The 352-nt window shown below is 58.2% G+C and carries 1 protein-coding gene; it reads right to left on the bottom strand.

What is annotated here, in order from left to right; all coding sequences use genetic code 11:
- A partial coding sequence (locus tag AB4Y34_RS42125) for an IS6 family transposase (RefSeq protein ID WP_368719340.1) occupies nucleotides 1–319 on the bottom strand: 319 nt, incomplete at its 3' end.
- Nucleotides 320–352: the final 33 nt, after the last annotated feature.

The following is a 352-nucleotide window of genomic DNA, read 5'->3' as shown; positions in this document are numbered from 1 at the left end:
CCGTCTGGCCGTCCCGATCCACCGCCCGATATAGATAAACCCATTTGCCCCGGATCTTCAGGTACGTCTCGTCAACCCTCCACGACCGTCCCGCAGACGTGGCAAAATGATTCCAGCGCTTGACGAAATCGGGCGTATAGCGGCGCACCCAACGCAGAATCGTCGTGTGAGCCAGCGACAACCCTCGCTCAGCCATCATCTCGACGAGATCGCGCAGGCTGAGTCTGTAGCGCAGATACCAGCGCACACAAAGAATGATCACCTCACGGTCAAAATGACGGCCGGCGAATAGCCCGTCCAGACTCTTCAGCTTGTTCATCGCGGCTCCTCAAATCGGTCAGGGCGACACTCT

The sequence above is a fragment of the Paraburkholderia sp. BR10954 genome, from assembly GCF_040965775.1.
Taxonomy (GTDB): domain Bacteria; phylum Pseudomonadota; class Gammaproteobacteria; order Burkholderiales; family Burkholderiaceae; genus Paraburkholderia; species Paraburkholderia youngii.
This window is presented reverse-complemented; position numbering and strand designations above follow the sequence as displayed.